Origin of the sequence: Pseudoalteromonas gelatinilytica (assembly GCF_001641615.1) — a bacterium.
Classification (GTDB): domain Bacteria; phylum Pseudomonadota; class Gammaproteobacteria; order Enterobacterales; family Alteromonadaceae; genus Pseudoalteromonas; species Pseudoalteromonas gelatinilytica.
Genome location: NZ_LRRU01000008.1, coordinates 102,378 through 109,837 on the forward strand (window position 1 = coordinate 102,378; position 7,460 = coordinate 109,837).

Annotated in this window: 8 protein-coding genes and 1 pseudogene; 2 read left to right on the forward strand and 7 right to left on the reverse strand. The window is 41.0% G+C overall.

Annotated features, from left to right (window positions below):
- Positions 1–40: 40 nt before the first annotated feature.
- Positions 41–1,048, reverse strand: coding sequence for a LacI family DNA-binding transcriptional regulator (locus NH153_RS04240; protein WP_063701328.1), 1,008 nt, complete (start codon positions 1,046–1,048; stop codon positions 41–43).
- Between the two features lie 263 nt (positions 1,049–1,311).
- Between NH153_RS04240 and NH153_RS04245 the strand changes: the two genes are divergently transcribed.
- Positions 1,312–3,570, forward strand: a complete 2,259-nt coding sequence (locus NH153_RS04245) for a TonB-dependent receptor (protein WP_063701331.1) — start codon at positions 1,312–1,314, stop codon at positions 3,568–3,570.
- A gap of 86 nt (positions 3,571–3,656) precedes the next feature.
- Here NH153_RS04245 and NH153_RS04250 read toward each other — a convergent pair whose 3' ends face one another.
- The 4 genes from NH153_RS04250 to NH153_RS04265 form a co-directional block, all read right to left on the reverse strand.
- The gene (locus NH153_RS04250) at positions 3,657–4,202 is read right to left on the reverse strand and encodes a metal-dependent hydrolase (protein WP_063701335.1); all 546 of its coding nucleotides are present in this window, start codon (positions 4,200–4,202) and stop codon (positions 3,657–3,659) included.
- Between the two features lie 129 nt (positions 4,203–4,331).
- Positions 4,332–4,949 carry an SGNH/GDSL hydrolase family protein gene (locus NH153_RS04255; RefSeq protein ID WP_082873988.1) on the reverse strand — a complete coding sequence of 206 codons (618 nt, stop codon included), beginning with the start codon at positions 4,947–4,949 and terminating at the stop codon, positions 4,332–4,334.
- The gene (locus NH153_RS04260; protein ID WP_063701337.1) at positions 4,949–5,473 is read right to left on the reverse strand and encodes a DsrE family protein; all 525 of its coding nucleotides are present in this window, start codon (positions 5,471–5,473) and stop codon (positions 4,949–4,951) included. Before NH153_RS04260 ends, NH153_RS04255 begins: the two co-directional genes overlap by 1 nt.
- 47 nt (positions 5,474–5,520) lie before the next feature.
- The gene (locus NH153_RS04265; RefSeq protein WP_062565811.1) at positions 5,521–5,985 is read right to left on the reverse strand and encodes a flavodoxin family protein; all 465 of its coding nucleotides are present in this window, start codon (positions 5,983–5,985) and stop codon (positions 5,521–5,523) included.
- A 76-nt stretch (positions 5,986–6,061) separates the two neighbouring features.
- Between NH153_RS04265 and soxR the strand changes: the two genes are divergently transcribed.
- A complete protein-coding gene (gene soxR, locus NH153_RS04270) occupies positions 6,062–6,517 on the forward strand; it encodes a redox-sensitive transcriptional activator SoxR (protein WP_063701340.1) in 456 nt (151 codons plus the stop codon).
- On the opposite strand, the gene NH153_RS04275 is transcribed toward soxR, so the two are convergent.
- Positions 6,469–7,026: a DUF6795 domain-containing protein gene (locus NH153_RS04275; protein ID WP_240494353.1), complete on the reverse strand. Its 558-nt coding sequence runs from the start codon at positions 7,024–7,026 to the stop codon at positions 6,469–6,471. The two genes, soxR and NH153_RS04275, sit on opposite strands and share 49 nt — an antisense overlap.
- A pseudogene (locus tag NH153_RS21835) lies at positions 7,026–7,460 on the reverse strand (hypothetical protein); the annotation flags it as partial. The pseudogene NH153_RS21835 and the gene NH153_RS04275, both read right to left, overlap by 1 nt.

A 7,460-nucleotide genomic window follows, 5' to 3' on the forward strand; every position in this document is an offset into this window, starting at 1 on the left:
TTGCATTTAAAATTACACATATTGCTAACATTTAATAGGCTTAGCGCTGGCTCGACTGCCTATTTACTAGTTCTATTTCAACAACTTGAGATTCTACCGACTGCCCTGCTAACTGGGCTAACAACTTTTCAACAAGAATAACTGAAGCGCGTTGAGTATTTTGTTTAATACTCGACAAAGAAGGATGACTGATATCTGCCATGGCAATATCATCAAAGCCCACGAGGGCAACGTCGTTTGGAATACTAATGTAACGCTCTTTCAGGGCTTTCATCGCACCAAAAGCCACCATGTCACTACATGCCATAATGCCATCAAAGCACAGCCCTTTTTCTACCAACAATTGGTTAATTCCTTTATAAGCAGCACTACTAGTAATATCGATAGAAACCACGTGAGGAGTGGCTTTGGCTTCATTAATAGCATCTAAATAACCACGGTGGCGTTCACTAATTTCAGCGTGCCCAGGGTCACCTAAAAACAAAATATTTTTAGCGCCATTTGCCAATAAGTGCTCAGTCGCTAGGCGACCACCTAAATAATTATCGCTGCCAACAATTGGGTAACTGCTGGGTGTTTTTGGATCGCCCCACACAACTAGAGGAACACCAGCACTCGCTGCAGCTTCAATATTTGCTTGGCTTTTACCTTGGCCGACCACAATAATGCCATCGGCGCGGCGGCTATTAATAAAGTAATTTGCCCAATCATCGCTGGCCATAAACGAATTAGAAAGTAATAACTCTAAGCCAAATTTATTTAGCGCTAAATTTATTTCACCAACAATTTTAAGTAAGAAAGGGTCGTTAATAGACTGTTCTGTATCACCATCGAGGTTAATAATAACCGCAACAACATTGGTTTTTTGGGTGCGAAGGCGGCTAGCAGCCGTGTTTAAACTAAAGTTATGTTTTTTTGCTAACTGTTGAAGCTTGTCGCGAGTTTCCTTCTTTATCAATGGGTTATCATTGAGCGCACGGGAAACTGTCGACGTAGAAACACCGGCTAATTTAGCAAGATCAGCTAACTTTAATTTTCTATCATTCATGATACTGAAACACTGCTTTCCTTTAAAACATATGCTGGCAATATACCACCATTTTGACCAAATCGCTGCGCCAAAGAGCATAATATTTTTTCAGTAAGCAAAACAGACCAACTCACCCTGTGGGTAAAAAAAGGACAAAAAATTGAAAAAACAAATTGCAAACGTTTGCATAAATCTTTATGGTTTATAAAAGCAAGGTGTTAACAATTGCAAAATATTCGCTAATACATTGCTTTCAACAACATAAAAAATGGGAACACACAATGACAACTACATACACACGCAGTGCGCTAGCCTCTGCAATTTTGCTAGCTTTAAGTGGCCAAACAGTTATGGCCGAAGAGCAAACTGATCAACCAGCTAAAGAAAAAGTTGAACGTATTATTGTATCGGGTACACCTGCAGGTATTGGCGTACGTAAAATTGATGCTGGCTATGCAGTAACCAATATCGATGCAGATCAAATTGTTAAATTATCGCCAAAAAGTACCGCTGATTTATTCAAAGCCGTGCCGGGTGTGTGGGTAGAAAGCTCGGGTGGTGAGTCTGGCGCGAACGTATTTGTACGTGGTTTCCCTGGTGGTGGTGATGCACCATTCTTAACATTAAGCCTTGAAGGTTCGCCAATTTACCCTGCGCCTACTTTGTCATTTTTAGAAAACTCGTCGTTATTCCGTTTAGATGAAACAATTGAAACGATGGAGGCATTACGCGGTGGTCCAAACCCTGTTGTATCAAATGGCCAACCTGGTTTAACAACTAACTTCCGCCTTAAACGTGGTAGTGAAGATACCGAAGGTGTATTCAAATACACAACTTCAGATTACGACTTACAACGCATTGATGCCGTGGTAAGTGGTGAGATTTCGGATGATTTATATTTCATGGTGGGTGGTTATGTTAAAAGCTCTCCAGGTATTCGTGATGCTGGATTCACATCAGAAAAAGGCAGCCAGTTCACAATTAATATCACTAAAGAATTAGAAAACGGCACCATTAATTTATACACCCGTCAAACCGACGACCACGGTGCTTGGTACTTACCAACACCACTTAATGTTGACGGCGTTGACGCAAGCTACACGCAGCTGGGTACTTTAAATCGCCAAGCGACTATCTACACAGGCGCAAATAATGACGAGCAACAGATCGACTTAGGTGAAGGCCGTGGTTGGAAAGGTCATGTTTCTGGCGGTAGCATCAAACTTGAATTCGATAACGGTTGGAGCTTCACAGATCGCTTCAACATCACCAAAGGTGATGCAAACACGTACGGCTTAGTACCGGCAGGCTCTGCAACAACCGTTGGTGCGGTGGCTGATAACGGTGAAACAGCAACAGGTGCAGTAACTGGCACAGAATACGATGCAGACACAGCGGTTCAACAACTTGGTCGTTGGGTGGTATTAAAAGAAATTAGCGCATTCACCAATGATTTAGCATTTGCTAAAAAGCTTGATAACTTATCACTGGCCTTTGGTTATTACACAGCCAGCACATCAGCAAATGACTGGTGGAGCTTAGGTAACACAGCGTATCACGTCCTTGAAGCAGGCGGCGAAATGCTAGACGGCATCGAGTGTAATGCAAGTGTTGATGGTTGTGACTTCAACTACGATATCAACTCTACAGGCGATGCACGTACCAATGCCTTTTACACAACAGCTCAATATAAATTCAACGATGACTTTACGCTTGATGCCGGTGTTCGTTTTGAAAACCACGAAGTGGAATACTCGGTTGATGAAGGTCTTGATGGCGTAATCGATAAGTCTGTTCAATATGACGAAAGCAAAACATCGTGGACAACGGGTATCAACTACTCAATTAACGATGACATGGGTGTGTTTGCCCGCGTAAACCGTGGTTACAAAATGCCTTACTTTGACGACTTCCGCGATAACTTTAGCGCATACGAAGGTGGCGAAAAGTTAATTAAAGAAGTAACACAAGCCGAGTTTGGTTATAAGCTATTAACTGATAGCACCGATTTCTATGCAACATTCTTCACTAACGAAGTAAAAGGTGACACTTTTGTTCGTCGCCCTGGTGTACCAGCTGAAATCTTAACCAACGAAGCATACGGTATTGAGCTTGATTATAACTACAACCACGAATCTGGTTTCTCAGTTAACTTAAACTCAACGCTTCAAGAAACTGAAATCACAGAAAGCCCAAGCAACGAAGGTAACGAAAGCCAACGTCAGCCAAAATGGCAAGTACGTGTAACACCAAGCTATGACTTTGAAGTAAGCGATATGTATGCAACCTTATACGGCACAATCTCAGCGGTTGATGATCGTTGGGGCGACAACGAAAACACGGTTGTGTTAGAAGGTTACGAAAAAGTAGACATTGGTTTAATTGTTGAGCCTATGGAAGGTATTAAAGTGCAATTAGCAGTTGATAACTTAACTGACGAGCAAGGTATCACTGAAGGTGACCCTCGTAATGCTGATGCACCGAATGGTCGTTACATTATGCCTCGTACTACACGCTTAAGCATTAGCTACGAGTTTTAAGCGATTCTCCCAAACCCCTTGATTGAAAGAATCAATACCCAAGCCACAGTGTTTTATAACCTGTGGCTTTTTTGTATTGATGCTATTTATTTATATTTTTCTATTAGTCTTATCGCAGCATTGTTTAAGTCATCATTGATGATCTCAAATACGGTTAATTTTTTAGTCACAGCGTAATAAGTTGCTAGGCATACCAAACAAAAAGTAAACAATATATTTTGCCATGAGTTTAAATACCATTGACCACTCCAAACCAATAGAAATTCATCATTTACTGGCGATAGATAGTGAATAGGCCACTGAAATCCATCAGGACTTTTTGACCCAATCACATCAAATAAAATGTGAACCTGAACGAGCAAAAATGATGCAATATAAACCTTAGCTCTTTGTACTTTAGATAAGAGCATCGCTAGAGTTGCGATAACCAAGGCTGCAAACAATGAATGCCCTAAATGATGATGAAAGGAAAAGTAATAGTTTGAGCTTCCATTAAATTTATCAACAATGATACCTAGCCCATCTAGATCTGGTGCTACACCAGCCAAAGTTACAATAGCTCTTTCGCGGCGATTATTAAAAAGGCGGACGGTACTGAGCCAACTAAATAACAGATGAGTCACTGGTGCCATTAAACTTCTCCTTAAACCTTTTTAGTTGCTAATTAATAAGCTTAAACCAATAAAATCAAGCAACATATCTACGAAAAGAATAGGCCATACTATCCATTGAATAAGTCCCTTTTTTTTGGGTTACAATGCTCAAAACCTACCTGAATGAAAAAAGTTTTTATAAAGCTCTTGGGCTAAATTACTATGCGATTCAAGGGTAAAATGCACACCTTCATGCTGGCAAGGCGTAGCGATTGTTGTGATATCCAAGAACAAAGTTTGCTGTTCTTGGCACAGTTCAGAAAAAGCCGCGACTAGTTCATCAAACTTAGCAGCCGCGCCTGCATAAATAGATTGATACGCGCCAACCTCATACACCGCTGGCGGGCTTAGTATCATTATTTTGGGTAATTCGCGGTGCAGATAGTAGTTTTTTATATCTAAAATGAATATTTCGAGGGCTTTGGCAATATCAGCAGCCGACAGTGCAAAACGGCGCTTTAAATCATTCGTGCCGAGCTGAATAACAATCACATCTAAATGATAAGCCGCTAAGTAAGGTTCTAAGTATTTAATGCCAAGTTTATCGCCACTGAAAGGTGGGTCGTTCACCAGTGTACGATTAGGTTGGCCGGCTTCAATAACTTGGTAGCCGGCACCTAATTTAATACCCAGTAAACTAGGCCAGCGCTCATCGGCTGCAAAGCGCTTACCATCGACGGGCGAAATACCATAGGTGTTTGAATCACCGAAGCATAAGATATTCATTAAAATGGATTCAATGTGTAACCTTGTTGCTGCAACTGTGCATGCGCCGTCATTGCCGATAACGCCATTTGCACACCAGGAATAAGCTGTTGCTGCTTTACCTTCATGTGCGTTGCAGACTGCCCACACACATACACAACGGTATTATGTGCCAACAATTGTGAGATCAATTGCTGATTTTTATTGTCACTATCAAAGCGCTGTTTATAAAAACTGTTTTCCAGTACATCAACACTTGCGCCACCATGCACAACTAAAGCAAGTTGAATGTTCTCAGGCTTCACACCATGGGCTATATGCATATTAATGAACCGTGCTAATGAGTTCATTTTGTTATTCTGCGCCCCTTTTTCTGCCGCATCAGCTACATCAAATGCCACTTTGAAAACCGTTTGATCAGAGATTGGTGCATGGTTTGGCACATCATAATAAAAACCAAAACCTTTGATAGCAGGCTCAGCTTGCTCTGCATAACTAAACGAAGATAATAAGGCTAAAGATAAACCTAACAGTGTTGATTTCATAAAAGTTCCTGTTGTTTTTTACTCTAGCCTACCTTGTTTAAACCCGTTTAACTAGCATCAATATGTTGGTGCGCTTTAAAGGTCATGCCTAAGTAATTAAAGGTGTTTTTAAACATCTCGATAAACGCGTTAGGTGCGTGTGCAGATCCTGCATTTGAGAGCAATGAAAACTGCTTTTCACGCAGTGTTCTCAGTTTTGGCCTGAGTGTTTCATCATCCATGTAATCAGTGATCCGGTCTAAAAATGCTTTAAACTGCGGTGTGGTGTTATACCAATACACTGGCGATGCCAGCACCCAGTGTTGATAATTCAACAGCGCTTCAAATACCGCATAAAAGTCATCATTTTTATATTGCTTATCGTAGCAATAAGGCGAGATAACATAGTCATCTAGACATACTACATCGCCGCCATACTGCGCTTTATAATCATTAACTTGTAAACTCGTATTACCCTTTTTTCGCGCACTTGAATAAATAATTACCGTATTTGTTATTGGTTTTTGTTGCATGACTATCACTCCTTTTTTATGATGTGCGCAGCGTAAAACCTCAAGCTAACTTTAGGTCAACACCTTGGAGAAAATTATGTCAGATAAGAAACTTATTGATGCAAACCTAGCGGTTGGCTTTGTGGCAAAACGCAGTGGCGTAAAAGTTTCGACCTTGCATTTTTATGAGTCGAAAGGGCTTATTCGCAGCTGGCGTAATAACGGTAACCAGCGCCGTTATAAACCCGATGTTTTGCGCCGAATTGCCGTAATAAAAGCTGCGCAAACCATGGGCATAACTCTTGAAGACATTAAACAAACTTTAGGCACCCTACCCGAGCAACGCACACCCACTAAACAAGATTGGGCAGCTCTTTCAAAAGTCTGGCAAACGCAATTAGATGAACGAATTCAATACATGCAACGATTACGCGAGCGCGTTAACGGTTGCATTGGCTGCGGCTGTTTATCAATGGCCAAATGCCCTATCTACAACAAAGATGATTATTTAGGTGAAGAGCACAGCGGCGCTGTGCTGTTAGAAAGAGAATAAAGTTTAGCTTTGCTCGGCTCACACATACCGTAAATAGCAAACGTATGCTCAGGCGCCTCTTCTATCTGAATATCAACTGTTTGTGGGCTGTTTGATAGCTCGCAAACAAGATCGCCAAGCAACCCTTTAAGGGTATTACTATTTTCATGAATTGAAATACTTGTATACCAAAGCACAATACCTTCGGGGGTGCCATTTTCAAGGTAGATATGTTGAATAAGCGAGTCATTATCAAACATATTTGCAGGCTTGGCCGTTCTTATTAGCTTTTCATCAAAACGAAAGCGGCCATTCTCATCTGTGATCGTCTTATCAATATATTCTTTACCATAAGTAAGCGAACGGGTTACTTTTTGCTTTGCCACCGGTTTACCGTTATCTAGTAAAACCCCTTGAACTGGAGCAGATAACAAAAAATCATTTTTATTGAACAAACCAAACATGCCTGCGAATACCTCAGTTGAAGTAAAAAGAAAAATAGCGATAAATGCTAACTTAATAAAGCTCACTACCACACGGCCTCTCTATTTACTTGGCAATCGACTGGATCTAAATAGGGTTTTAGCTCCTCAGGGAATCCGTGTTTTTCGGTTATATCTTTATCAATTTTGAAGTAATGCTCTATCGATTGATATAAGTGAGTACCAAGCGGGATGGATGTATCCATAAAGGTCATGGCTGTGGCATATGCCAGTGAATCCCATTCACGATTTGAACCACCTACATAAAAAGTGGGCTTAGTGAAGCGATAATGTTTAGGGTATTTTAACGGCACCATGAGTGACACAAATACACGTGAGCCACCGCGGGCTGAACCGACATTACGCTCATTTGCGCCATAGCAAACAATGTCTTCATACGGTAAGTAAAACGGTTTTCTAAACAAAGTATGCGGGGTTTTTACAAGGCCAGTATGGCGATTAAAGTAAAAATTATCTCGGTG

Coding starts and splice junctions, on each gene's coding strand:
- NH153_RS04240 (WP_063701328.1), bottom strand. CDS start 1,048: ATGAATGATAGAAAATTAAAGTTAGCTGATCTTGCTAAATTAGCCGGT.
- NH153_RS04245 (WP_063701331.1), top strand. CDS start 1,312: ATGACAACTACATACACACGCAGTGCGCTAGCCTCTGCAATTTTGCTA.
- NH153_RS04250 (WP_063701335.1), bottom strand. CDS start 4,202: ATGGCACCAGTGACTCATCTGTTATTTAGTTGGCTCAGTACCGTCCGC.
- NH153_RS04255 (WP_082873988.1), bottom strand. CDS start 4,949: ATGAATATCTTATGCTTCGGTGATTCAAACACCTATGGTATTTCGCCC.
- NH153_RS04260 (WP_063701337.1), bottom strand. CDS start 5,473: ATGAAATCAACACTGTTAGGTTTATCTTTAGCCTTATTATCTTCGTTT.
- NH153_RS04265 (WP_062565811.1), bottom strand. CDS start 5,985: ATGCAACAAAAACCAATAACAAATACGGTAATTATTTATTCAAGTGCG.
- soxR (WP_063701340.1), top strand. CDS start 6,062: ATGTCAGATAAGAAACTTATTGATGCAAACCTAGCGGTTGGCTTTGTG.